We start from the raw sequence: 25,761 nt of genomic DNA, 5'->3' as shown, positions 1-25,761 counted from the left end.
AAATTATGTTGTGGTTCAAGCCTGCATTTCGCTGATGCCGACTTGTTGCAAAGCGGCCGCCAGGCTATCGACCTGACGTTGCTCGGTGTCTTTGATTTCTTGTAATTGCTGAGTCAGCGACGGTGCGCCGAACGCCCCGCGCAGCCCTTGCGAAACATCGCCGTTGCTCAGCGAACGGCTGCCGAAAACGTTCAACGAATCGCGCCCGTTGTCGCTGTCCTGATGGAACAGGCTCGACAGCGTGCTGGTGCCAAACACCCCGCCATCGCCGCCGCCAAACCCGAGGAAACCGTGGCCGGAACCGTCGCCCGCGCTGTCGCTGCTGCCGAACACTTGCGCCAGATAGCTCGGCGCCAATGCACCGCGATTGATGAAAATATCCCCGAGCGGGCGAATGCCGTCGCCCAATACCCGATCTTCGAACAACGGCGCAAAGGTCAGCGGCGAAGCGAGCGTGCCGGTCGGCGCGACGAAGATCATCGGTTGCAGCGGCACGCGCGGTTGATCGATCACCACCACCGGTTGCGAGACGCGGAACTCCGGATCCGGCGGCACCACCACAACCGTGGTCGACGGCGCGGTCACGGTGTTGATCGCATAACCGTTGGATTGCGTGCTGCCGCTGCCGGCGTTCCCCGAGCCATCGGTGACGCCGGCGAGGTTCAGGCTGATCGCGTTGTTGGCGTTGCTCAAGTTACCGGTCGGGGTCAGCGTCGCGGTCCAGGTTTTGCCGCCGTCGCTGCTGGCCAGATCGGACAAAGTGCCGTTGGCCACGCTGACGTCGGAGAGGTCAAAACCGCTCACCGCTTCGTTGAATGTGAAGGTCACCAACGAGGTTTGGCCGACGCCCAGGTTAGGGTTGGCGACCACCACGGTGGCGCTCGGCTGCTCGCCGTCGATCACGTAGTTGTTGGACACCGCGACGCCTGCGCCGCTGTTGCCCGAGAGGTCGGCAACATTGCTGGTGTCGAGGGCGATGAAGTTGCTCGGGTCGCTGATATTCGCGGTCGGCGTGAAGGTCGCGGTCCAGGTTTTACCACCGTCGCTGCTGGCCAGATTGGTCAGCTCGCCGTTGGTCACGCTGAGGTCCGAGAGGTCGAAATCGTTCACCACTTCGTTGAACGTGATGGTCACCAATGACGTCTGGCCGATACCCAGGTTCGGGTTGGCGACGACGATGGTCGCGGTCGGCCGCGTCGCGTCCAGCGTGTAGTTGTTGGAGATGGCGATCCCGGCGCCAGCATTGCCTGCGGCGTCGCTGACGTTGCTGCTGTCGAGCAGGATCAGGTTGCTGGTGTCGCTGATATTGGCGGTCGGCGTCAGCGTCGCGGTCCAGGTTTTGCCGCCGTCGTTGCTGAGCAGATTGCTCAGCGTGCCGTTGGCGACGCTGAGGTCCGAGAGGTCGAAACCGGCAACGGCCTCGGTGAACGTGATGGTCACCGTGGTGGTCTGGCCGATGCCCAAACGGTTATCCGCGACGGCGATGGTCGCGGTTGGCCGCGCAGTGTCGATCGCATAGTTGTTGGAATCGGTGCTGCCGACGCCAGCGTTGCCCGAGGCATTAATCACGCCGCTGTTGTCGAGGCTGATCAGGTTGCTCGTATCGGTGATGTTTTCGGTGGGCGTGAACGTCGCGGTCCAAGTGATGCCGCCGTCGCTCGACAACACATTGCTCAGCGCGCCATTGGCGATGCTCAGGTCGGCGTTGCTGAAACCGCTGACCGCTTCGCTGAACGTGATGGTCACCACTGACGTTTCGCCAGCCTTGAGGGCGTTATCGGCGACGGCGATGGTCGCGGTCGGCACTTGGGTTTCGACCACGTAATTGGCGGAATCGGTGGTGCCGGCGCCGGTGTTGCCGGCCAGATCGGCGATGCCGCTGTTGTTCAGGCTGATCAGGTTGCTGGCGTCGGTGACACCGGCGGTCGGGGTGAACGTGGAGGTCCAGGTGAGCCCGCCGTCGCTGCTGCTGACCGCGCTCAGCGTGCCGTTGGCGACGCTTAAATCGGCGTTGTCGAAACCGCTCACGGCCTCACTGAAAGTGATGGTCACCAGCGAAGTTTCGCCGGGTTTCAGCGTGGTGTCGCTCAACACAATGGTTGCGGTTGGAGGCGCGCTGTCGATCACGTAGTTGTTGGAATCGGTGGTGCCGCTGCCGGTGTTGCCCGCTGTGTCCGCGATCCCGGTGGTGTCCAGAGTGATGACGTTGCTGGTGTCGTTGATGCCGGCCGTCGGCGTCAGCGTTGCGGTCCAGGTCAGCCCGCCGTCATTGCTGCTGACTGCGCTTAACGTGCCGTTGGCAATAACCAGATCGGTATTGCTGAAACCGCTGACCGCTTCGCTGAAAGTGATGGTCACCAGCGACGTCTGGCCCAGCGCCAATGCATCGTTGGCGACAACGATGGTCGCGGTTGGGCGCAGGGTATCGATTGCGTAGTTATTCGAATCGGTGGCGCCGACGCCAGCATTGCCGGACGCATTGACCACGCCGCTGTTGTCGAGGGTGATCAGGTTAGTGGTGTCGGTGATTGCATTGGTCGGCGTGAAAGTCGCGGTCCAGGTAATCCCGCCATCGCTGCTGGTGACGGCGCTGAGTGTGCCGTTGGCGATGGTCAGATCGGCGTTGCTGAAACCGCTGACCGCTTCGCTGAAGGTGATGGTTACCAGCGACGTTTCGCCCACGCTGAGTGCGTTGTCCGCAACCACAACAGTGGCGGTCGGCAGCACGGTGTCGATGGTGAAGTTGGCCGAGTTGCTGACGCCAACGCCCGCGTTACCGGCAATGTCGGTCACGCCGGCATTGTTCAGGGTGATCAGGTTGGTCGTGTCATTAATACCGACGGTCGGGGTGAACGTGGCGGTCCAGGTAATGCCGCCATCGCTAGTGCTGACCGCGCTCAGCGTGCCGTTCGGGACGATCAAATCGCTGTTGTCGAAACCGCTGACCGCCTCGCTGAAAGTGATGGTCACCAGCGAGGTTTCGCCGGCGCTCAAAGTCGGGTCGGCGAGAACGATGGTGGCGGTCGGACGCAGGCTGTCGATCACGTAGTTGTTGGAATCGGTGGTGCCGCTGCCGGCATTACCCGCCGCATCTGCGATCCCGGTGTTGTCCAGAGTGATGACGTTGCTGGTGTCGTTGATGCCGGTGATCGGGGTAAACGTCGCGGTCCAGGTTACGCCGCCATCGCTGCTGCTGACCGCGCTCAACGTGCCATTGGCAACGTTCAGATCGGCGTTGGTGAAACCGCTCACGGCTTCGCTGAAGGTGATGGTCACCAGCGACGTCTGGCCCAGCGCCAATGCATCGTTGGCGACCACGATGGTTGCGGTGGGCCGCGCGGTGTCGATAGCGTAGTTGTTCGAATCGGTGGAGCCGACGCCAGCGTTGCCGGACGCATTGGCCACGCCGCTGTTGTCCAGGGTGATCAGGTTAGTGGTGTCGGTAATTGCGTTGGTCGGCGTAAAAGTGGCCGTCCAGGTAATTCCGCCGTCGGTGCTGCTGACCGCGCTCAACGTGCCGTTGGCAATGGTCAAATCGGCGTTGCTGAAACCGCTGACCGCTTCCGAGAACGTGACGGTCACCAGCGAGGTTTCACCGATGTTCAGTGCGGTGTCGGCGACCACAATGGTGGCGGTCGGCCGCACGGTGTCGACCGTGAAGTTGGCCGAGTTGGTGATGCCGATGCCCGCGTTGCCGGCAATGTCGGCCACGCCGGCGTTGTTCAGAATGATCAGGTTAGTGGTGTCACGCACGCCAACCGTTGGCGTGAAGGTTGCGGTCCAGGTGATCCCGCCGTCGCTGCTGCTGACCGCGCTCAACGTGCCGTTGGGCACGCTCAAATCACTGTTGTCGAAACCGCTGACCGCCTCGCTGAAAGTGATGGTCACCAAGGAGGTTTCGCCAGCGCTGAGGGCTGGGTCGGCGACCACGATGGTGGCGGTCGGGCGCAGACTGTCGATCACGTAGTTGTTGGAATCGGTGGTGCCCGCGCCGACGTTACCGGCCACGTCCGCCACGCCGATGTTGTTCAGCGTGATGATATTGGTAGCGTCGTTGACGCCGCCGCCCGGCGTGAAGGTCGCGGTGTAGGTGATGTTGTCGCTGGTGGTCAGGCCGCTCAGGGTGCCGTTTTGTACCGTGAAATAGGCGAGGGTCAGGCCGGTTACGGCTTCGTTGAAAGTGATGGTCACCACCGAAGTCTGGCCGAGGGCCAGGGTCGGGTCGGCGACTACGAGGGTGGCGGTTGGGCGCACGGTATCGATGGCGTAGTTGTTCGAATCAGTGCTGCCGACACCGACGTTGCCAGAGGCAGCGGCTTGGACGCCGGTGTTGTCCAGGGTGATCAGGTTGCTCGCATCAGTGATGGCGTTGGTCGGGGTGAAGGTCGCCGTCCAGGTGATGCCGCCATCGCTGCTGCTGACGGCCGTCAACGTGCCGTTGGCGATGGTCAAGTCGGCGTTGCTGAAACCGCTCACGGCTTCGGAGAAGGTGATGGTCACCAGCGAGGTTTCACCGATGTTCAGCGCATTGTCGGCGACCACGATGGTCGCGGTCGGCGCCACGGTGTCGATGGTGTAGTTGCCGGAGTTGGTGGTGCCTGTGCCCGCGTTGCCCGCCAGGTCAGCGATGCCGGTGTTGGCCAAGGTGATGATGTTGGTCATGTCCTTGACGCCAGCGGTCGGGGTGAAAGTCGCGGTCCAGGTGATGCCGCCGTCGGCGCTGCTGACGGCAGTCAAGGTGCCGTTGGCAATCGCCAGGTCGGCGTTGGTGAAACCGCTTACCGCTTCGCTGAAGGTGATGGTCAGCAGCGAAGTCTCGCCGACGCTCAGGACCGGGTCCGCGAGGACGATAGTCGCTGTCGGGCGCAGTGTGTCGATCACGTAATTACTGGAATCGGTGGTGCCGCTGCCGGCGTTGCCCGCCAAGTCGGCGACGCCGGTGTTGTCGAGGGTGATCAGGTTGGTCGCGTCGGTGATGCTGGTGGTCGGCGTGAACGTGGCGGTCCAGGTAATGCCGCCATCGGCGCTGCTCACCGCCGTCAATGTGCCGTTGGCAATGGTCAAATCGGCGTTGGTGAAACCGCTCACGGCTTCACTGAAGGTGATGGTCACCAGCGACGTGTCGCCGATTTTCAGTGCGCTGTCGGCCAACACAATGGTCGCGGTCGGGCGTGCGGTATCGACGGTGTAGTTGCCGGAATTGCTCACGCCCGTGCCGACGTTGCCGGAACTGGCGGCCTGAATGCCGGTGTTGTCCAGGGTGATGATGTTGGTCGCGTCGGTGATGCTGGCGGTCGGCGTGAGCGTCGCCGTCCAGGTAATCCCGCCATCGCTGCTGCTCACGGCGCTGAGTGTGCCGTTGGCGATGGTCAGATCCGCGTTGGTGAAACCGGTGACCGCTTGGCTGAACGTGATGGTCACCAGCGAGGTGTCGCCGATTTTCAGCGCGGTGTCGGCCAGGACGATGGTCGCGGTCGGGCGCACGGTGTCGACGATGTAGTTGTTGGAGCTGGTGGTGCCGCTGCCGGCGTTACCTGCCAGGTCAGCCACGCCGGTGTTGGCCAGGGTGATGATATTGGTTGTGTCAGTGATACCGGCAGTCGGGGTGAATGTTGCAGTCCAGGTGATGCCGCCGTCGCTGCTGGTCACCGCGCTCAGTGTGCCGTTGGCGATGCTCAGGTCAGCGTTGGTGAAACCGCTGACCGCTTCGCTGAAGGTGATAGTCACCAGCGAGGTTTCACCGGCGCTCAGGTTGCTGTCGGCGACCACGATGGTGGCGGTCGGACGTGCGGTGTCGATCGTATAGTTGGCGGAATCGGTGGTGCCCGTGCCGGCGTTGCCTGCCAGATCGCTGACCCCGGTGTTGTCCAGGGTGATCACGTTGCTGGTGTCGGTGATGCTTGCGCTCGGGGTAAAAGTGCCCGTCCAGGTGATGCCGCCATCAGCGCTGCTCACCGAGGTCAGGGTGCCGTTGGCAATGGTCAGATCAGCATTGGTGAAACCGCTCACGGCTTCGCTGAAGGTGATGGTCACCAGCGAGGTGTCGCCGATTCTCAGCGCGGTGTCCGCCATCACGATGGTCGCGGTTGCGCGCTGGGTATCGATCGCGTAGTTGTTCGAGTTGGTCACGCCCACGCCGGCGTTGCCGGACAGGTCTTGCACGCCGGTTTTGTCCAGAGTGATGAGGTTGGTGGTGTCGGTCAGGCCGGCGGTCGGCGTGAGCGTTGCGGTCCAGGTGATGCCGCCGTCGCTGCTGCTCACCGCGCTGAGTGTGCCGTTGGCGATAGTCAGGTCGGCGTTGGTGAAACCGGTCACGGCTTCATTGAAGGTGATGGTCACCAGCGAGGTTTCGCCGATTCTCAGCGCGTTGTCGGCAACGACGATGGTCGCGGTCGGCGCCACGGTGTCGTTGATCACGTAGTTGTTGGAAGTGCCGGTGCCGGTGCCGATGTTGCCGGCCAGATCCTGCACACCCGGGGTGTTGAGGGTGATGGCGTTGGTCGGCGCATTGATATTGCCCGCCGCCGTCAACGTCGCGGTCCAGGTAATGCCGCCGTCGCTGCTGCTCACCGCGCTCAGCGTGCCGTTTGCGACGGTCAGGTCGGCGTTGGTGAAACCGTTAACCGCTTCACTGAAGGTGATGGTTACCAGCGAGGTGCCGCCGGAATTCAGGTTAGTGTTGGCGACGACGATGCTCGACACGGTTGGTGGCGTGACATCCGGCAAGTAGTTGGTATCGACCACGCCGCCGTCGTTGAAGATGTTGTTCACCGCCGCCGGGACGCTGCCCGTACTGCCGCCGCCCGCCGCCAGGCCACCCGCGCCGCTGCCGCCGGCGTTGCCGGCCAGAGCGTTGAAGTTGGCCGCCGTCATCAGCAACGTGCCTTTGTTCCAGATCGCGCCGACGCCTTTGCCGGCCGCGCCACCGTTGTCAGGGGAGCCGCCCAGGCCACCGCCACCACCGCCGCCGCCACCCGCCGCGACGTTATTGGAGATGACGGACGTACCGACCACCGTCAGGGTGCCGGTCGAGGCGTTGTAGATACCGCCGGAGGCCGACGAGCCGGCCCGGCCGGGACTGTCCCAACCGGAGCCACCACCACCGCCGCCGATGGACACGGTGCCGTTGCTCGCCGTGCCGCCAGCGCCGCCGCTGCTGTAATTGGACGCGCCAATGCCGCCGGCGCCACCGACGGTAGTCCCGCCTTTGCCGCCCATGTAATTGGGGTTGTAGGCGCCGCCAGTACCGCCACTGCCCGCCCCGCCGGCCGTACCGGCATAAACGCCAGTGCCGAAACCGGCGGCGCCACCACGACCACCGGTTTGGCCACCGAGCGAGCCCCCGCCACCACCGCCACCGCCGACCGCACCGCCGACATAAGGCGCGGTAACGCCACCGCCACCGCCGCCGCCCGAGGCCGCGTTATCGGTTACGGTCACGTTTCGGAGGGTCAGGTTGCCGGAGTTGAGAATCCCGCCGCCCATCGCCCCGGCACCGTCCGTGCCCGCCGCAGCGCCGACACCGGCGACCATGCCTTGCTTGATGACCAAGCCGTCAAAGGTCGCCGTGATGCCGGAGTTAACCTGTATCACGCGGGTTTTGTACTGGCCGTTGAGGGTGACATCGGCCACGCCGTCGTCATTCAGGTCGCCGTCGATGATGACGTTTTTGGTCAGGGTCAGTTGTGAGTTCAGCGCAACGGTCATGCCGGTGCTGAAGGTCACGGTATCGCCGGCCACCGCACTGGACAGGGCGGTACGCAACGAACCGACGCCGCTGTCGGCGTTGTTGACCACGGTCAGCGTCGCCAGGCTGTACTGATAACCGGCCAGCGATGCCGACGACAGCACGCTGCGGCTTTCAATCGTGCCGGTGGCGATTTCCAGATCCCAGTCGCCGCCCACGCCGGTGCGATTGGTCGACGCAGCGATGTCGCGCCCGGTAAGTTGCGCCAGCGAATCGACAAAACTCACGCCGCGCTCGCCGGCGCCGGTGTCGCAGGCGTAGATCAGAATATCGCCACCGACGTTGATGTCTTTGCCGATGTCGGCCAGCACGGCGCTGCGCTCGGCGACGTTGTCAGCCGACAGATAACTGTTGCCCAGCCACAGATCGCCAGCGCTGCCGTGGCCGATGATTTGCACCGAGCTCACGCCTTGGTGCGTATCAAGGTAAGCGGCGATTTGCTGCAAGCCATCCTTGCTCGCGTCCAGCGTGACCACTTCAGTGCCGGGCGCCACACCCTTCAGCAGGCTGTCGGAATCCTTGATCCGCGCGTCGACAAACACCACGCTCTGGCCCGGAACTGCCGTCGGCGAGGCCGCAGCGGCCGGGGTCGCGGGCGAGGCATTATCGGCCTGGCCATGTGTGTCTTTGCTCGCCGTCGGGTGATCGGCGGTGGGTGCCTTGGCCGCGTCGGCGGTGGCTTGGCTATCAGCCTGCGCCGCGTCCGCGACGGTCGCCGCCACTGCGCCGTCGAACAGCATGCGCGGTTCCAGAGACATGATCATCGGCGAAGCCAGTACGCGCGCGCCCTGGGCCTTTTGCGATTTGCCGTTTTTCCACCACATGCTGCTCACCCGAACTCGAACTTCTATTGCTGCCAGAAAAAACCGCGATCAATTGATCGCGGCATCGGATTTCATACGAATGACATTGGCGGCGCTGGATGACCCATCGTGCCAAAAGGACAGCTCTGCATATTTGTCGAACAAGTCCGGCGGCAGGATGGTGCGCCGCGACTCCAGCGCCACTTTGCGTTTGACCCGATGCAACCCCGCCACGCCCAGCGCCTGATCGAACTCCGGCGCGTCGTACACGAGGTTGTTGAAATCGTGCTCGAACCACGGCTCGCCGATGAATTCGTAGACCAGCCGCAGCACGCGCTCCGGCGCCTGGCTGAGCAGGTCGTAATCGACGATCAGCAGCGACTCGGCGTTTTCGCCGTAATAGGCTTCCTTGAGCGCGGTCCAGGCAAACCCGACCAGGCGATTGCGCTGGGCCAGGGTTTCGCAGCGGCTGTAGACGGTATTGCGCTCGGTTTCGTCGTTGAACAGCTTGGTGTTCTCGAACGGGTTGGCGCGGTACAGGCGTTCAAGGCTGTCCATCACCCAGGCAACGTTGCGCACGCAGGCGATGGTTTTGGCTTGGGGAAACAAGTCTTGCAGCGCCGGCAAACGCGCGCACCACTGCCGGTTGGTGTCGAAGACCACCGGTTTGTCGGCCTGATCGGCGTAGTAGGAATCGAATAATCCGCGCAACAGGCGCCGACGCAAAGGGGTGTCGATCACCGCGCCGAACTCGCTGCCGGCGCTGCATTGTTCCAGGACACTGGTGAACAGCGTGCCGACCGGGCTACTCATCCCGGCGTGAAAACGCGGGTTTTGCAAAAGAATGGCGGAGAGCAGGGTCGACCCTGAGCGAGGCAGCCCCGAGATAAAGTGAAACTGCTGCATCCCTTCACCCTGATGTGTGAAAAATCCCTTTGGAAGATGAGCGTAATACATCGTGTGCCGGATCGGATAGTGGTGTTTTGATATCAATTAGAAGCTAAAAAACCCCTGGTCCTTCACAAATATCGAGCTAGACGCTTCGGCGCGTTTTCGCAGCCTGAAAAAACCTTCACCGCACACCCCATCGCCGATCCACCGCCGATCCCTGTAGGAGCTGAGCTTGCTCGCGAAAGCGCTCTGACAGTCGAAACACTGCCGCTAAACCACCACCCTCGCCAATTGCGTGCGACTTTTGCAACAGCGTCTACGCTGAGCACTGGCTCGGGCGGTAGCTTCGTGCCAGTACGTCTCTCCTTCCAAAAAACTCATGGATAAAACGACTATGGACGTGTTTCTCGGAACGATTCTTCCCTTCGGTTTCCCTTTTGCGCCAAGTGGCTGGATGCAAGCCAACGGGCAGACGCTGCCGCTCAACCAGTATCAGGCGCTCTACGCGTTGCTGGGCATTACCTACGGTGGCAATGGCTCGACCACCTTCATGCTGCCGAACCTGTGCGGGCGTTTGCCGATGCACCAGGGCCAAGGCGTCAACCTGACCAATCGGGTAATCGGCCAAGTGATTGGCACCGAAAACACCAACGTTCTCGTGGCTAACCTGCCGCCGCACGCACCTGTCATCACCGCCACCGCCACCTCGGCGCTGACCACCACAACCACGGTCAATCTGGCCAGCGTGCCCAGCACGGCGACCACCACACCGTCGAACGACAACGCCTACATCGGCGCTTCGGCAGCAGCAGGGCCAAGCTCTGCGGCGATTTACTCGACCGCACTCGGCGCCAATCCGGTCGCGCTCAAAGGTGTCGACAGCACCATCGGCGGCACCGTCAATGTCACCGCCACCGCGCAACCGATCGGCAGCGGCACACCGCTGGGCATCGTCAACCCGGTGCTGGTGCTGAACTTTTGCGTCGCCCTGCAAGGTCTTTTCCCCTCGCGCAACTGACTCTGGTGTCGGGGCCAATGGCCCCGACCCAGTTTTTTTGTTCAGAGGATTTTTCAGTGATTTTCAGGGAGCAGATTGATGCTTGATCAGATTACCGGCGAGCACTTCCGCCAGTTGCTCGGCACCTCCAAAGCGCTTTACCTCAGCGATGGCAGCCAGATTCCCGTGACCATCGTGTCGGTGGTCGACAAACCCAATGCGCGCATGTCGGCCACCGGGCGAATGCCGTTTGGCGTGGAGCTGAGCAGCCCGGCGCAGACCTCTTTCATCGACGGCCCTTGCGCCATCGAACTGCCAGAGCTGGGCCTGATTGAAGGCATTGTCGTCTCGCGCACCCCGGAGCTTGGGCGCGACGCCGGGCACGTTTACTTCGACATCACGGTTAACTGAGCAGCGCGTTTTGAGCTGATTGCGGCTGGCCCGGATACCAGACCAGCCGCTCGGCCGCGACGTTGCTTTCCTCGACCTGAAACCCAAGCGCCAGATAGTGCCGGCGCGCATGCGGGTTATTCGCCCAGACCACCGTCGCCACCGGACAGCGCACCTGTTCGGCGGCTTTCTGCACACCCTGCAAAACGGTGCGGCCATAACCCTTGCCGCGCGCGGCGGGGATGAACGCCAGGTACAACACACGAATTTCGTTGGTGCCGAAATCGGCGGTCAATGCGCCAATCGGCGTGCCGAGTTTTTCCACCACAAAGTGCATCGCGTTCGGGTAAGTCTCACCGGTGCCTTGTTCCTGCACGCGCAGTTGTTGGGCGACCACTTCCTCGACCAGCTCCTGCTCGCCATCGATCCATTGCAGATCGGGCCGCGCGGCGCGGTACAGACTGTGCAAAAACGGCCCGTCGCTGGCCGCCGATGGACGCACCACCAGATCACCGACGTCTTTGGAATTGTTGTTCAGCATTGCCCAATCTCCCTGCGCTAAAAACCACTCTCCCGCACCCCCAACGCCGCCAACCGGCGCCAGGCAGTGCCCAACAACGATTCACCGCGACCCTGCATCACCACCACGCCGCGCAACGGCTGGGTCGGCGCGGCAATGTTGTCCAGCGGCGTCATGCGCACCGCGTATTGCGCCTGCACCGGCTCGGGGCGCTGACTCTGGTCACGGCGTACGGCAATCGGCCCGTGGTGATCGGAGGTCAACGCTTCCTGCTCGATAAACCGCACGCCGTTGGCGTCGATTTCGCTCAATTGCACGGCAACAGCCGGGTGCATCGGGTCTTCGGCGATAAACCGGCCATCGGCGCCGGGCGCGATCCGCCACAGCTCGGCTTCGGCCAGATAACCGCGCAACCGCGCGCCGGGTTCGACGATGCGCACCAGCGCTTCCTTGGGCGATAACCAGCGCCCGGCATTCAATTGCGGCAACACGTCACGCACCTTGCCGGCCTGCGGCGCCCGAATCAGCAAGCGCTCACGTTGCGCGGCCAACCCGCGATACTCGGCCACCGCTTCGGCCAGACGCTGCTCGACGATCCCGGCATCGGCCACGGTTTCACTGCGGCTGGCCTGACGGCGCATCTGCAATTGCTGAATCTGGATTTCGCGGCGGACGATGGCCTGACGCGAATCGAGATCCGGCGATTCCAGCTCAATCAACACCTCGCCCTGCGCAACCATTTGCCCGTCGCGCACATTGACTTGCTTGACCCGTGAAGCGACCGGCGCATGCAAGGTGCTGACGCGCCCGGCCTCGAGCATCGACGGCAGTTCCACGGCGCTGCGCCACGGCACCGCCAACAGCAAAACAATCGCCAGCAACCCCAACGCGCTGAGCAACACACGCGGCGCATGCGCCTGATCGCGGCGTGTCCACCATTCGCGCCACTCACGCACGATCGGCAGGAAAATGAACCAGATCAATTCGACGAACATCAGGAAAATGCCCAGCACCTTGAAAAACAAGTGATAGACCGCCAGCGCAATCCCGAAAAACAACACCGCGCGCCACAGCCACGCGCCGTAACCCCAAATCAGCAAACGCCGCTGCATCGACGGCGACCACGGTTCCGGTGCCGGCGCGCCGTAGCCAAACAGCGCCTCGCGCAAACGCCATCGGCACAGGGCAAACGCGCGGCCCTGGAGGTTGTCGACTTCCCAGAAGTCGCTGAGCAAAAAATAACCGTCAAAGCGCATGAACGGGTTGAGGTTGATCACCAGCGTGGTGATCCACGTCGCGCTCGCCAGCATGAACGCCGCCGTGCGCGCCGGGCCATCGGGCAGCAGCGACCAGGCGAGCAACGCGAGGCAGGCCAGAAGCAATTCGGCAAACACCCCGCCGGCGCCGATAAACAATCGCGCGCGCCGGTCGTTGACCCGCCAGGCATCACTGACGTCGGTGTAGAACATCGGCAGCATCACCATGAACGCCACGCCCATGCTTTGCACCCGACAACCGGCGCGCTTGGCCATGAACGCGTGGCCGAACTCGTGGCACAGCTTGGCGAAAAACAGCGCCACACCGAACGCCAGGGCACCGCCGAGGCTGAACAGGTGCAGGAACGTGCCGATAAAACGCTGCCAGTCGCGCGACACCAGAAACACTCCGAGCGCCAGCGTCGCCGGCAAACCGATGCGCAACGCGTGGGGGCCGAAGCGCTGCAACCACGGCCAGGCACGATTGAGAAACGCGTCCGGGCGCCACAATGGAATGCGGAAAAACAGGTATTGATGCAAAAGGATCTGCCACAGCGTCTGCCGTTGCGCGGCGGTTTTCAGGCTGTAGCTCGCTCGTTGCTGCGGGTCGAGGGCGCTGATCAAATCATGCCCGCGCAGGAAATTCAGCAACTGCTCAAGTTCGGCGCCGTCGAGCGGCAGACCCGGTTCGCGATTGGCCGCGCGCAGCACTTGCTCGGGATCGCCCAGCGACCAGTGCCGGAGCAAACGCATGGCCGCTGCGCCGAGTTTGAAATAACGCCCGCGCACCGGGTCGGCAAGGGTCCAGCGCGGCGAACCGTCGAGGGCCGGGGCCGCCGCTTGCAGTTGCAGGTCGGCGCGCAGGCTCGGCAGGCTCATTTACAGGCCCACGCTTTGGCGCAAACCGGCCAGCGGCCGTCGCAGCAAATACAACGCCAGCGGCGCGCGGTCGCCGAAAATTTTCGCAGTGCCGCGCAGGCCGATGCGGGGTGGCGCTGCGTCGAAACTGGCGTCCAGCCGATAAGCCAATTGTCCGCCCGCCGTCGGCTGCGCTTCATAAGCCGAGCGTTCGAGTCGAGCCTGATGCCGCTGCAACGGATCGCTGTCGAGGAACAGCGAAACCTGCGCGCCCGGTTCCAGCGCAATCGCGTCACCCACCGCCAATTCAATGCGCAATTCGGCCTGATTCGGGTCGGCGATTTCCATCAAGCGCTCGCCGGTTTGCACCGGTTTGCCGGTCCAGCGTTCGGCGTCGGCAAACACCGCGATGCCGTCGCGCTCGGCGCGCACTTCGCTGCGTTTGAGCAACTCGCGGGCGTAATCGCGTTCGGCGCGTTTCTGCTCGACCCGCGCCGCCAACAAATCTATTTTCGAACTCGATTCAGCGTCGGCGAACGAACGCTGCGAATTGGCCCTGAGTTCAGCTTCAGCGACGCCGAGCGCCCGTTCCGCGACATCAGCCTGAGCCTTGAGCGTAGTGCTTTCGAAGCGCAGCAGCAGGTCGCCGGTTTTCACCGCTTGATTGGGTTTGATCAGGAATTCGGCAATCACCCCGTCCAGCGGCGCGGCGACCACGCGGCCACCCAGCGGCACCACTTCGGCCGGCGCCAGCACCGATTGGCGCACCGGGATCAGCAGACACAGCAGCGCCGCCGCCACCAGCGCCACCTGACGTTTGCGCGTCCAGCGCAGCCGCCACGGTTTGCGTGGTTGCAACGCCAGCCAAGCGTGGCTGTAGGTGTCGCCCAATTGCGACAGCAGCACTTGTTCGGAAGGATTCCAGGGATTGTCGCGGGCCAGCCATAAACCGCCGAACACCGCGCCGGAGTGATCGATCAGCGGCAACCAGAACACCTGGGCGGCGGACAAGCTTTGCCAGTCGGCGCGGATCGATTCGCTGAGCGCATCGTGCGGGATCACCCGTGCCTGTTTCAGCACGTCTCGCTTGAACAGCTGCGCCACCGCTTGCTCGACGAATGCCACAAACGGCGCATTCGCATCCACCGCGCTGACGCCGGTCACCGCTTGCACCTTGCCGGCAATCAACAGCGCCGCGTGGCGAAAACCAAATAGTGCCTGGCCGTCGTTTACCAGGCTGTAGGCCAACTGCGCCGAGGTCCGCGCGGCGCGGGTCTGGCGTTCGAGATCAAGAAACCGGGCGAAGACCTGTTCCGCGCCACCGCTCAGCGGCGCGTTCACTTGAGCTCCGCGAAACGCGCCGTGCCACTCATGCCGGCCAATAATCCGTTGGCATTCGGCAACGTCGCCACCAGCAGCAAGGTCTGGCTGCCTTCATCGATGCGCGCGCCGAGGCGCTTGACCGTGGCGTCCAGCGGCTGCCCGGTTTCATCGGGAATAAAACTGAAGGTCTGGCCGGGCTTGAGCTTGCCCATCCAGCGCGAGGGAATCAGCAGATGGATTTCCAGCGTGCGGTTGTCGACCACGTCCAGCAACGGCGCACCCGCCGCCACGCTTTCATAACGCTGGACCTTGCGCTCGACGACCTGCCCGTCAAACGGCGCCAACACGCTGCAGCGCCGCACCTGAACCTGATAAACCTGCGACTGCGCCTGAGTCTCGCTGACCTTGGCCTCGGCCCGCGCCACTTCAAAACGCCCGACCGAATTCAACGCCGCCAACTGCCGGTTATGCGCCAACTCTTCACTGGCGCCACGGCTGGCCGCCTGCGCCGCGTTGAGCTGCGCCTGAAAACCCGAACAATCGAACTTCGCCAGCGTGTCGCCTTTCTTGAACGACTCGCCCTCGCTGAACGGCAACTCGACCACCCGCCCCGGCAACTCACTCGCCAACACCGCCTGATCGCGAGCGCGCAACACACCGCGCGCTTCACTGCTGACCGGCGCCGCACCGGCACTTGCAACCGCCGAGCTATCCAGCAGCGGATCGCCTGGCGCAGGCGTTTGCGCCTGTACCGCGCACGTTACAAAGGTCAATCCCAGAACCCAACTACAAAAACGTGGCATCGCCGTTACTCCCTGACGGATTGCCGGAGTCTACGACAGCGGCGGGTAGCGTCAAGCGAATAGCCATCATCGGGGGGAAATGTGTTGTTTCAAAAACAATGGGCATTTCGAAACGGCGGTTTTCCGCCCTGTTCATTGGAGCTGGTTGCTCAATGGCAGAAAAATCAGTTGATCGCGGATCTCGACGCACAGTCTTTGTTAATTCAGCGGGTGCCGTACGCAATGGAATGCATGTAGGCTGCCGACACTACTCAACCCCGTACGCAGAGATTTAGTTCTCTGGCCGTTGGGGTGAAAAAACCGGCGAAAGCCGGTTTTTTCGTTTCAGGGGACTGGTTTGCTCGTTTACGCTTCCAGACCATTACCGTCAGCGCTGCGCAGTCTCCGCCACCGGATAAACCGATTCCCAGCCCCCACCCAACGCTTTGTACAACCCCACCATCGCCAACGACACCCCGGTCGAGCTCTCGACCCATTGCTGCTGCGTCGCGAGCAATTCGCCTTGCACGGTGAGGACGTTGACAAAATCGACCACGCCTTCGACGTATTGCTGTTGCGCGGTGCGCAGGGCGATCTGGTTTTGGCGCACGGCTTCGGCGAGGCTGTCGCGGCGCAGTTGGCTGGCGTTGTAGGCGCTCAGTTGGTCGTCGATTTCGTGCCAGGCGCGCAGCACGGTTTGTTGATAAGCCAACCCCGCCTCCTGTTGTTGTGCTTCGCGCAGGTTGAGCATGCCGCGCAGGCGCCCGCCGTCGAACAGCGGCAGGCTGAATTGCGGGCCGATGCCGAACGCACGCGAGCCCCAGGAACCGAAATCGCTGAGTTGCATGGCTTGCGAACCGAGGTTGCCGGACAGGGTGATGCGCGGATAGAAATCGCCTTTGGCCACGCCGATGCTGGCGGTCGCGGCATGCAGCCGCGCTTCGGCCTGGCGGATGTCGGGGCGGCGTTCGGCCAGTTGCGACGGCAGGCCGATGGCGACCTGGCGCGGCGTCTGCGGCACCGGGCCGTCGGTGGATAATTCGGCGAGCAACGCTTGCGGCGGCGCGCCCATCATCAGGCTCAGGGCGTTGATCAGTTGCGACTGACGCTGCTCCAGCGCCGGCAGGCGCGACTCGATGGCCGCCACTTGCGCCGCTGCTTCGGCAACGTCGAGGTCAGTGGCAACGCCGTCGGCCAGGCGCAATTGCGAGAGCTTCAAACTGTGGCGCGCGACGTCGAGGTTCTCTTCGGTGACCGCGCGGGTGCTCTGCACGCCGCGCAGTTGAATGTAGTCCTGGGCGGTTTCGGCCAACACCGATAACAGCACGCCGCGACGATCATTTTCCGCGACTTCGAGGGTCGCGTCGGCCGCCTCGGTTTCGCGGCGCACGCGGCCCCAGAAATCCAGTTCCCACGATGCCGAAAAGCCTGCGTCCCACAGGTTGAACGCCGATTTGCCCTCGTTGCCGGACGGATCGTTCAGGCCTTCGGCGCTGTTGCGTTTGCGCCCGTAACTGCCAGTGGCGGCGGTGTTCGGGTAGCGTTCGGCAGTGATCACCTGGCGCGCGGCGCGGCTTTGTTGCAGGCGGCTGCTGGCGAGTTTGAGGTCGAGGTTATCGGTGAGCGCGCGCTGGCTCAGCGCTGAAAGTTTGGCGTCGTGGAAAACTTCCCACCAACGTTCGTCCATGGTTTGCGCGACGGCCTGGCTTTCGGCGACTTTGGTGGGTTGTGCCCATTCGGCGATTTTCTGCGGTTCGGGTTTGCGGAAATCCGGGCCGACGGTGCAGGCGGTCAGAGATAACAGGCTCAAAACCATCGTCACTGACTGCATGCGCTCCCTGTGGCGAGGGGGCTTGCCCCCGTTGGGCCGCGAAGCGGACCCAAAATCTGCGAGCGCTGCGCACTCGAACGGGGGCAAGCCCCCTCGCCACAGGGATGAAAACCTACGGAGACTTTTCATCGTTCGGCCACCTCACGTCGTGCTGTCGCGGTGTCGATCCGCGCCTCCACCGACATCCCCACCCGCAACCGCTCGGCCAACGGCTGGTCGGCATCCAGGACAATTTTTACCGGGATCCGCTGCACAACCTTGGTGAAATTCCCGGTGGCGTTGTCCGGTTTGATCGAGGCAAACGTCACGCCAGTGGCCGGCGCGATGCTCTCGACGCGGCCGCGCAACACTTCACCGCCGAGGCTGTCGACGCTGACCTGCACCGCTTGCCCCGGCTGCACATCCGTCAGTTGGGTTTCCTGAAAATTGGCCACGACATAGGCCTGCGCCAGCGGCACCACGGCGAGAATCTTGCTGCCCGGCGTGACATACGCGCCGACCCGCGCCGCGCGCTCGCCGACCATGCCGTCCTGCGGCGCGGTGATGCGCGTGTAAGACAGCTCGAAACTGGCAATCTCCAGCGCCGCTTGCGAACGCTTCAACCCACCTTCGGCGGCGTCACGTTGCGCGGTCAGAATCTCCACTTGCTTGCGCTCCGCCGCCAACACTGCGGTGGCATTAGCCAGCCGCGCGCTGGCCTGATCGATGCGCGTGCGCGCCTGTTGCGCGTTCTGCACGGTGCCGGCGCCAACGCCGGCCAAGTGGTTGTAGCGATTCAGTTCATGCTCGGCGAAGGCCATTTCAGCCTTCGCGGAAACCACCGTCGCTTGCGCCTGAGCGATCACCGAGGTCTGCCGCTCAAGGGTCGCCCGGGCATTTTGCAACTGCGCGCGCGCGACCAACGTTTCGGCATCGGCAGCCTGAGCGGCGGCGCGCAGGTCGCGGTCATCGATCAATGCCAGCAACTGCCCAGCCTTTACCCGCTGGTTGTCCTCCACCAGCACCTCTTTGATAAACCCGGCCACACGCGGCACCACCAGCGTGAAGTCCGCCGAGACAAAGGCGTCGTTGGTGCTCTGCTGCGTGCGTTTGCCGAGCAGCCCCGGCGCGATCAGATAGATCAACACCCCGACCGCGATCGCTGCGGCAACGCCGACAGCCAATTTCTTTCTGGAATAAGTCGTCATAAAAACCTTCAGTTTCAGTCAAGCGTTCAGGTCGGTGCGCGCGGCGGATACATCCGCGTCGGCAGCCAGAAAATCAGCAGGATCAGCGCCACCGCGACGCCGGTCATGCACAGATAAAGGTCCGACGCCGTGAGCACCACGGCTTGCTCGTGCAAGCGATGCGCGAGGCCGGCGCTGTCGGCATCGACCAGCGGCGAATTGCCGAGACGGTCGACCAGCATCGTCGAGTGGAAATGCAGGCGCGAGGTGGTCAGCGCTTCGATAACGCCGGTGGCGATCACCGCCGAGAGGCCTTTGACGGTGTTGAACCACGCCGAGGCGAACGGCCCTTCCATTGGCGTGATGCTGCCGGTGGCGAGCATCAGCAACGGCAACACCGCCATCGGCTGACCGAAGATTTGCAGCAGTTGCAGCACATAGAAATCGTCGCGAATCCACGCCGAGGTCAGTTGCGAACCGCCGATGCAGGAGAGCGCGAGCATGCCCAGGCCAATCCCCAGCACCCAGCGGCAATCGACCCAGCGAAAATTGCACAACGCCGCCACCAGCGGCAGTGCGATCAATTGCGGCAGCGCCGCAATGAGCATGATCGGCGCAGTCTGGATCGGCCGGTAACCCTGGACCTGCGCCAGGTAGCTCGACGGAATAAGCACCACCGCCAGCAGCACCACCAGCACCCCGGCCAACGTCATCAAGGCAAACGCGAGGTTGCGAATCCCGAGCATCTGCAACTTGAAAAACGGCACCGGTTGCGACCATTCGTTGATCAGAAACAGCACCAGCAACAGCAAGCCGCCGCCGAGCAAAACGTTGATCAGGCTCGACTCGAACCAGTCCAGCCGATTGCCCTGGAGGATGCCGATCACCAACATGCAGATCGCTGGAAAACCCAAGAGAAAGCCGCGCCAATTGAACTGCTTCAAGCGTTCCAGACGCGGCGGATCCTGCGGCAAGCCGTAAGCCACGGCGGCCATTGCGATCAGGCACGGCGCGATAATTTGCCAGAAGGTCCACTGCCATCCGGCGTATTCGGTCCACAACCCGGCCAGCGGCGTGCCGAGGCCGGGGCCGAAAGTTGCGGTCAGCGCGTAGCCAGCCAAGCCGTACAGCTTGACGTTGGCCGGCAGGAAGCGCAGCGCCACGGTCATCAACATCGGCGGCAACGCCCCGCCGGCCAGACCCTGGACGATGCGCATCAGCAACAGGCTTTCGTAGTTCGGCGCGAACGGGCAGAGCACCCCGAGCAACGTGAACAGACCGATGGCGCAGAGAGTGAAGCGGCGCAGCGAGAACGTCACCGCGCACCACGGCGCGAACGCCATTGCGGCCACCGAGGTCGCGGTGTAACTGGCGACCAGCCAAGTGCCTTCGTCGTAACCGATGGCCAGCGCGCCGCGAATATCGGCGAGCGCGACTTTGGTCACCATTTCGTTCAGGCCTGAAACCAATACCGCCAGCAACACGCCGACCAGGCCAATGATGATGCGCAGGCCGAAGATCGGTGGTGTGACAGTGGCGGGACTGGCCACGGCAAGAGGTGCCGGGGCCGTGAGGGAAGTCATTTACTGCAGCTCCGGGTGGTAAGACCGAGGCATTTTAGGGTGGACGAGGCATTACGAAAATTGACTTATGGGCAGCTTATAAGTGCACCAGACGCAGCAATCAAACACATGAATAAAGAACCCCTGTAGGAGTGAGCCTGCTCGCGATGGCGGTGGGTCAGTCGACACTCAAGTCGGATGTGGCGGCCTCTTCGCGGGCAAGCCTCGCTCCTACAGGGGTTTGTATGGGGTTGGTTCAGGTTGGTTGCGCAGCCAGCCAGGTTTCGTCGCAGCAGGTTTTGAGGGTTTCGCGCATCCAGCGGTGCGCCGGGTCTTTGTCGAAGCGCGGGTGCCAGGCCTGGGTCAGCATGATGGTCGGCAGCGGGATCGGCAGGGTGAACGACCGCAACTTCAAACCGAGGCGGCGCACGCTCAGCAGCGCTTCCTTGGGCACTGGCAGAATCAGGTCGGAGTCGGGCAGGGCGAACATTGCCGCGTGGAAACTCGGCGCGATCACCGCGACCCGCCGTGTCAGGTCCAGCGCTTCCAGCGCCGTATCAATCGGCCCTCGGGCGATCCCGCGACGCGACATGCTGATGTGGGCAAAACCGGCAAAACGTTCTGCGGTGATTTCCGCATCGAACAACGGATGATCCTCACGCGCCAACCCGACGAAGTGCGTGGAGAACAGATTCTGCACTTTCACTTCCGGCATCAACGGGCGGTTATTGCTGATGTTCAGGTCGATCCGCCCTTCGCGCAGCGCCTCGTCGTCGCCATCGCCCTCCGGGACGAAACGCAATTCGCAGTGCGGCGCCTGGCGCTCAAGCGTATCGAACAATTTGCCGCCGTAGACGCCGATGAAAAAATCGTTGGCGCGAATGCTGAAGCGCCGGCGCAACGTGGCCAATTCCACCGCATCCGCTGAACGAAACAGCAACGCCGCTTGCTCGACCACATCGCGTACTTGTTCGCGCAATGCCAAGGCCTTGGGGGTCGGCACCAATCCACGACCGGCGCGCACCAGGATCGGGTCGCCGATGGCTTCGCGGATTCGCGTCAAGGTCCGGCTCATGGCCGCCGGGCTGAGGTTCATCCGCCGCGCAGCGCCGACCACGCTGCCCTCGTCGAGCAAGGCGTCGAGGGCGACCAACAGGTTCATGTCCGGGAGTTGCATGCTGAGCACTCATGGCTGATCAGGAATGATTCAGACGCAATGCTAGCAAACATCCTTGGGATTGTTATTGACTGGACTGGCCCTACCGCGAGCAGGCTCACTCCCACAGGGGATTTTCAGTGAGTGAAAAATGTGTGGGCGACGCCATTCCTTGTGGGAGCCGAGCTTGCTCGCGATGAGGCCAGTTCAACCACTGCAGAACTCAGCGCTGCATCCCCCAACGCTTCACCGTCACCCGCTCCAAGGTGTCGAACACCAGATTCTCCACCAGCAACCCAATCAGAATCACCACCGCCAACCCGGCGAAAACCTTGTCGGTGTACAGCTCGTTACGGTTTTGGAAAATGTACCAACCCAAACCACCCTTGCCGCTGGTCGCGCCGAACACCAGCTCCGCCGCGATCAAGGTGCGCCAGGCAAACGCCCAGCCGATTTTCAATCCGGCGAGAATCGATGGGAGCGCCGCCGGAATCAGGATGAACAAAACAAAACGCATGCCCTTGAGCCCATAGTTGCGCCCGGCCATGCGCAGGGTTTCCGAGACCCCGAGAAACCCGGCATAAGTGTTCAGCGCCAACGCCCACAGCACCGAATGCACCAGCACAAAAATCAGGCTGTTCTGCCCCAGGCCAAACCACAGCAACGCCAGCGGCAGCAGGGCAATCGCCGGCAACGGGTTGAACATCGAGGTCAGCGTACTGAGCAAATCACGGCCAAATTGCGTGGACACCGCCAAGGTCGTCAGACCGAATGCGAGAACAATTCCGATCAAATAGCCCTTCAACAAAACCACCAGCGAAATCCACACTTTGCTCAGCAGTTCGCCGCTAAGCAGACCGCTGTACAACGCGCTGCTGGTCTGCACAAAACTCGGCAGCAGCAAGTCGTTGTTCTGAATGCGCGCGACCACTTCCCACAGCACTGCGAGCAGAACCAGGATCACACTTTTGCGAATCCAACCCTGTTGCCAAAGACGTTGGCGCAGGGGTAATTCGCGCTCAAGCGGCACGCTGGTCAACGGCTGTAACTGGGTTTCAAATTCTTTACGCGTGGATGAAAACTGGCTCATCGGGCAATCCTCTCAATGGCTCAATAAGCGATGCGAATGTCGGAGAAATCCAGCTCACGCTCGGTTTCCGGCGACTGGCCTTCATCGAACAACAACCGATGAATGCGCCGCGCCGACTCCTGAAACGCCACGCCGCCGAGACTGTGCAAATCGTATTGATGGCTGTGCACTTCGGCGCGCACTCGGCCCGGATGCGGCGACAGCAAAAGGATGCGATTGCCGACCACCAGCGCTTCTTCGATGGAGTGCGTGACGAACAACAGGGTGAAGCGCACCTCTTCCCAGAGCAGCAGCAATTCTTCCTGCATCTTGCGCCGGGTCAGCGCGTCGAGCGCAGCGAACGGTTCGTCCATCAGGAGGATTTTCGGCTGCATCGCCAACGCCCGGGCGATCGCCACCCGCGCCTTCATGCCGCCGGACAAGGTGTGCGGATAAGCATCGGCAAACGCCGCCAGACCGACCTTGTGCAGATAATGCAGCGCCCGCTCTTCGGCCTCTTTACGCTTGAGGGTTTTTGACGCCAGCAGCGGAAACATCACGTTCTGTTTGACGGTTTTCCACGGCGGCAATTGATCGAATTCCTGAAATACCACGATCCGGTCCGGCCCCGGCGCATGCACGGTTTGCCCCTGCAGACGAATCTCGCCTTCGCACGGCTGGATAAATCCGGCCACCGCTTTGAGCAAGGTTGACTTGCCACACCCGGACGGCCCGAGCAGGACAAAACGGTCCGCCGAATCAATCTCGAAACTGACCTGATGCGTGGCGCGAACCACGCGTTGCGGCGTGCGGTATTCGAGACTGACGTGATCGACCGACAGCAGCGCCTGCGCTGCCGCGATCGGGTTGCTGGCCGTGTGGCCTGGCAAAGGGGCGTTCATGTTGATCAGCTCCCTTGCAGCGGTTTGGCGTCCTGAAAGAAGTAATCCTTCCACGATTCCGGTTTGTTCTTGATCGCGCCGACGCGGTAGAGGAATTCGGCGAGCGGATAGGTGTTTTTCGGCGTGACGCTGAATTCGAACTGCGGGTTGTCGATGATTTTCAGCAGCGCTGCGCGGTCGATTTTGGCTTTGGTGACGCGGATGTAAGTGTCGGCGGCGGCGCCCTTGTCGTTCTGCGCAAATTGCGCGGCTTCGGTCAGCGCTTCGACGAAGGCTTTGTAGGTTTTCGGGTTCTCGTCACGGAATTTTTCGGTGGCGAACAGCACGGTCGGCGAGTTCGGGCCGAGCAGGTCGTAGCTGTTCAACACTACGTGCACGTTGGGGTTGGTCAGCGCCTGATCCTGGAACGGCGGATTGGAGAAATGCCCGCTCAACTCGGTGCCGCCAGCGATCAGCGCAGCGGTGGCGTCCGGGTGCGGAACGGCGATGGTGTACTTGTCGAGGCGATTGAATTCCTTGTCGCCCCACTGCTTGGCAGCCGCGTATTGCAGGAACCGCGACTGCACCGAAACGCCAACTGCCGGCACCGCGATGCGGTCCTTCTCGGTGAAATCGGCGATGGTTTTGACCTTCGGATTATTGCTCAGCAAGTAGTAGGGAAAGTTGCCGAGCGAGGCCACGGCTTTGACGTTTTGTTTGCCGTGAGTGCGGTCCCAGATGGTCAGCAGCGGCCCGACACCGGCGCCGGCAATGTCGATGGAACCGGACAGCAGCGCATCGTTGACTGCCGCGCCGCCCGAGAGCTGAGTCCAGTCGACCTTGATGTCGATGCCTTCCTGTTTGCCGTACTTCTCGATCAGGTTCTGGTCGCGGACCACGTTGAGCAGCAGGTAAACGATGCCGAACTGTTCGGCGATGCGGATTTCACCTTCGGCCTGCGCCACGGTCGGCGCCAAGAGGCTGCTGGCGATCAGGCTGAAACCGAGGCCAATGGCGGCGGCCAGCGGTGCCAATGAAAGACGTTTGGACATGGTGGTTCTCCGGCAAATCAGAAAGGCGCGTCGCCCTGGATGGTGGTGCGATACAGCTTGCGGCGCAGGTGGCTCGGGCAACCGGCGGCAAGGTGAATCAGCGAACGGTTGTCCCAGAACACCAGGTCGTGGGGCTGCCACTGATGGCGGTAGATGTTTTGCGGCAGCACGCTGTGGGCGTAGAGCTCGGCGAGCAAGTGTTTGCTCTCGTCCTCGGGCAAACCGACGATGCGCGTGGTGAAACCTTCGCTGACGAACAACGCTTTGCGGCCGTTTTCCGGGTGAGTGCGGACAATCGGGTGCACGACTTCGGCGACTTGCGCGAGTTGTTCCGGGGTCAGCGTCGGGCGCCAGTTGCCTTCGAATTTGGTCTCGCTGTAGCGCGCTGTGTACGAGTGCGCGGCGAAGCGGCCTTCGACGGCGTTGCGCAGCGCGTCGGGCAAACCGTCCCAGGCTTTGTGCATGTCGGCGAACAGTGTGTCGCCGCCCTCGGACGGTAATTCCTGCGCGTGCAGCATCGAGCCGAGGCTCGGCAGCTCTTTATAGGAAAGGTCTGAATGCCAGAACTTGCCGGCATCACCGAGGCCGACGGACACGCCGTTTTCGATGATGTTGGAAACGATGAGGATTTCCGGGTGATTGGCCAGCAGGAATTGTTTGAGCACGTGGATCTGCAACACACCGAAACGACGGCTGAAGGCGATTTGCTGCTCAGGGGTAATGCGCTGGTCGCGGAACACCACGACGTGGTGGTCCAGATGCGCGCGGTGAATGCGCGCGAAGTCCTGATCATTGATCGGGCGGGACAGGTCCAGGCCGATGATTTCAGCACCGACGGCGCCGGTGAACGGGCGGATGTCGAAGGTTTGCGGTGCGATGCTTGAGGCTGCAGAGACGGCTGACATTTAATCACTCCCACGCACGGCACGCTCAAGGGCGCGCGCGTCGATCAGAAACTCACGGAGGTCCCGTGTTGGTTCGTGTCGTGCGGCGCGCCGATTGGTCGGCAGGTACGCAGGGGAATGACTTTATAGGCATAAGAAATGAAATTTAAATACCGATAGTGAATAACGATATGGCATTTGAGATGGCTTGGCTGCTATACCGTCATCGCGAGCAAGCTCAGCTCCCACATTGGATCTGCGTCGATCACAAAACTCCTGTGGGAGCCGAGCTTGCTCGCGATGAGGCCATCAGCCCCAGCGAAGATTACCGCTCGTGCAACGCCTCGGCGCGTGCGCATGGGAATGATCAACATGGCAACAATTGGTGTGTTGTTTTTGAGGCCGCCATCGCGAGCAGGCTCACTCCCACATTGGACCTGCGTCGATCACAAATCCCCTGTGGGAGCCGAGCTTGCTCGCGATGAGGCCATCAGCCGCAGCGAAGATTACCGCTCGTGCAACGCCTCGGCGCGTGCGCATGGGAATGATCAACATGGCAACAATTGGTGTGTTGTTTTTGAGGCCGCCATCGC

General features: G+C 62.5%; 16 protein-coding genes. 2 read left to right on the top strand and 14 right to left on the bottom strand.

Annotation, left to right across the window (positions count from 1 at the left end):
* Positions 1-15: 15 nt before the first annotated feature.
* Together FBY12_RS18230 and FBY12_RS18225 are read right to left on the bottom strand one after the other, a co-directional pair.
* Positions 16-8,571 (bottom strand): Ig-like domain-containing protein, encoded by an 8,556-nt coding sequence (locus tag FBY12_RS18230; protein ID WP_145254635.1) that lies wholly within the window; start codon positions 8,569-8,571, stop codon positions 16-18.
* 48 nt (positions 8,572-8,619) lie between these two features.
* The gene (locus FBY12_RS18225; protein WP_092275297.1) at positions 8,620-9,456 is read right to left on the bottom strand and encodes a sulfotransferase; all 837 of its coding nucleotides are present in this window, start codon (positions 9,454-9,456) and stop codon (positions 8,620-8,622) included.
* A gap of 379 nt (positions 9,457-9,835) precedes the next feature.
* Between FBY12_RS18225 and FBY12_RS18220 the strand changes: the two genes are divergently transcribed.
* Positions 9,836-10,459 (top strand): phage tail protein, encoded by a 624-nt coding sequence (locus tag FBY12_RS18220; RefSeq protein ID WP_145254633.1) that lies wholly within the window; start codon positions 9,836-9,838, stop codon positions 10,457-10,459.
* 78 nt (positions 10,460-10,537) lie between these two features.
* Entirely contained in the window at positions 10,538-10,849 is a 312-nt protein-coding gene (locus tag FBY12_RS18215) for a hypothetical protein (RefSeq protein WP_121733779.1), read from the top strand.
* Here FBY12_RS18215 and FBY12_RS18210 read toward each other — a convergent pair.
* The 12 genes from FBY12_RS18210 to FBY12_RS18155 form a co-directional block, all read right to left on the bottom strand.
* Positions 10,842-11,369 (bottom strand): GNAT family N-acetyltransferase, encoded by a 528-nt coding sequence (locus FBY12_RS18210; protein WP_145254631.1) that lies wholly within the window; start codon positions 11,367-11,369, stop codon positions 10,842-10,844. The genes FBY12_RS18215 and FBY12_RS18210 overlap by 8 nt on opposite strands.
* A gap of 17 nt (positions 11,370-11,386) precedes the next feature.
* Complete coding sequence (locus tag FBY12_RS18205; protein WP_145254628.1) at positions 11,387-13,483, bottom strand: efflux RND transporter periplasmic adaptor subunit; 2,097 nt, start codon at positions 13,481-13,483, stop codon at positions 11,387-11,389.
* On the bottom strand, positions 13,484-14,803 hold the full coding sequence (locus FBY12_RS18200; RefSeq protein WP_145254625.1) for an efflux RND transporter periplasmic adaptor subunit: 1,320 nt from the start codon (positions 14,801-14,803) through the stop codon (positions 13,484-13,486). It lies immediately after the preceding gene.
* Positions 14,800-15,588 (bottom strand): efflux RND transporter periplasmic adaptor subunit, encoded by a 789-nt coding sequence (locus tag FBY12_RS18195; RefSeq protein WP_145254622.1) that lies wholly within the window; start codon positions 15,586-15,588, stop codon positions 14,800-14,802. The genes FBY12_RS18200 and FBY12_RS18195 overlap by 4 nt, the downstream gene beginning before the upstream one ends.
* A gap of 367 nt (positions 15,589-15,955) precedes the next feature.
* Entirely contained in the window at positions 15,956-17,398 is a 1,443-nt protein-coding gene (locus FBY12_RS18190; protein ID WP_371927466.1) for an efflux transporter outer membrane subunit, read from the bottom strand.
* 125 nt (positions 17,399-17,523) lie between these two features.
* Positions 17,524-18,585, bottom strand: a complete 1,062-nt coding sequence (locus tag FBY12_RS18185; RefSeq protein WP_145254615.1) for an HlyD family secretion protein — start codon at positions 18,583-18,585, stop codon at positions 17,524-17,526.
* Positions 18,586-18,611: 26 nt separating this feature from the next.
* A complete protein-coding gene (locus FBY12_RS18180) occupies positions 18,612-20,147 on the bottom strand; it encodes an MFS transporter (protein WP_145254612.1) in 1,536 nt (511 codons plus the stop codon).
* Positions 20,148-20,382: 235 nt separating this feature from the next.
* The gene (locus FBY12_RS18175; RefSeq protein WP_121733772.1) at positions 20,383-21,303 is read right to left on the bottom strand and encodes a LysR family transcriptional regulator; all 921 of its coding nucleotides are present in this window, start codon (positions 21,301-21,303) and stop codon (positions 20,383-20,385) included.
* Between the two features lie 202 nt (positions 21,304-21,505).
* Positions 21,506-22,372, bottom strand: a complete 867-nt coding sequence (locus tag FBY12_RS18170) for an ABC transporter permease (RefSeq protein WP_145254609.1) — start codon at positions 22,370-22,372, stop codon at positions 21,506-21,508.
* Between the two features lie 20 nt (positions 22,373-22,392).
* Positions 22,393-23,253 carry an ABC transporter ATP-binding protein gene (locus FBY12_RS18165; protein ID WP_145254606.1) on the bottom strand — a complete coding sequence of 287 codons (861 nt, stop codon included), beginning with the start codon at positions 23,251-23,253 and terminating at the stop codon, positions 22,393-22,395.
* Between the two features lie 5 nt (positions 23,254-23,258).
* A complete protein-coding gene (locus tag FBY12_RS18160) occupies positions 23,259-24,284 on the bottom strand; it encodes an ABC transporter substrate-binding protein (protein WP_145254603.1) in 1,026 nt (341 codons plus the stop codon).
* Between the two features lie 17 nt (positions 24,285-24,301).
* Positions 24,302-25,189, bottom strand: coding sequence for a TauD/TfdA family dioxygenase (locus FBY12_RS18155; RefSeq protein WP_145254600.1), 888 nt, complete (start codon positions 25,187-25,189; stop codon positions 24,302-24,304).
* Positions 25,190-25,761 lie beyond the last annotated feature (572 nt).

The sequence above is a fragment of the Pseudomonas sp. SJZ131 genome (assembly GCF_007828705.1).
GTDB lineage: Bacteria > Pseudomonadota > Gammaproteobacteria > Pseudomonadales > Pseudomonadaceae > Aquipseudomonas > Aquipseudomonas prosekii.
The sequence above is the reverse complement of the archived record's forward strand: the minus strand, read 5'-3'. Positions and strand labels throughout refer to the sequence as shown.

Excerpts from the sequence above, each read along its gene's own strand:
- FBY12_RS18175 (WP_121733772.1), bottom strand. The coding sequence starts at position 21,303 with ATGCAACTCCCGGACATGAACCTGTTGGTCGCCCTCGACGCCTTGCTC.
- FBY12_RS18155 (WP_145254600.1), bottom strand. The coding sequence starts at position 25,189 with ATGTCAGCCGTCTCTGCAGCCTCAAGCATCGCACCGCAAACCTTCGAC.
- FBY12_RS18220 (WP_145254633.1), top strand. The coding sequence starts at position 9,836 with ATGGACGTGTTTCTCGGAACGATTCTTCCCTTCGGTTTCCCTTTTGCG.
- FBY12_RS18185 (WP_145254615.1), bottom strand. The coding sequence starts at position 18,585 with ATGACGACTTATTCCAGAAAGAAATTGGCTGTCGGCGTTGCCGCAGCG.
- FBY12_RS18160 (WP_145254603.1), bottom strand. The coding sequence starts at position 24,284 with ATGTCCAAACGTCTTTCATTGGCACCGCTGGCCGCCGCCATTGGCCTC.
- FBY12_RS18230 (WP_145254635.1), bottom strand. The coding sequence starts at position 8,571 with ATGTGGTGGAAAAACGGCAAATCGCAAAAGGCCCAGGGCGCGCGCGTA.
- FBY12_RS18215 (WP_121733779.1), top strand. The coding sequence starts at position 10,538 with ATGCTTGATCAGATTACCGGCGAGCACTTCCGCCAGTTGCTCGGCACC.
- FBY12_RS18205 (WP_145254628.1), bottom strand. The coding sequence starts at position 13,483 with ATGAGCCTGCCGAGCCTGCGCGCCGACCTGCAACTGCAAGCGGCGGCC.
- FBY12_RS18225 (WP_092275297.1), bottom strand. The coding sequence starts at position 9,456 with ATGCAGCAGTTTCACTTTATCTCGGGGCTGCCTCGCTCAGGGTCGACC.
- FBY12_RS18190 (WP_371927466.1), bottom strand. The coding sequence starts at position 17,398 with ATGCAGTCAGTGACGATGGTTTTGAGCCTGTTATCTCTGACCGCCTGC.
- FBY12_RS18165 (WP_145254606.1), bottom strand. The coding sequence starts at position 23,253 with ATGAACGCCCCTTTGCCAGGCCACACGGCCAGCAACCCGATCGCGGCA.
- FBY12_RS18170 (WP_145254609.1), bottom strand. The coding sequence starts at position 22,372 with ATGAGCCAGTTTTCATCCACGCGTAAAGAATTTGAAACCCAGTTACAG.
- FBY12_RS18180 (WP_145254612.1), bottom strand. The coding sequence starts at position 20,147 with ATGACTTCCCTCACGGCCCCGGCACCTCTTGCCGTGGCCAGTCCCGCC.
- FBY12_RS18195 (WP_145254622.1), bottom strand. The coding sequence starts at position 15,588 with ATGCCACGTTTTTGTAGTTGGGTTCTGGGATTGACCTTTGTAACGTGC.
- FBY12_RS18210 (WP_145254631.1), bottom strand. The coding sequence starts at position 11,369 with ATGCTGAACAACAATTCCAAAGACGTCGGTGATCTGGTGGTGCGTCCA.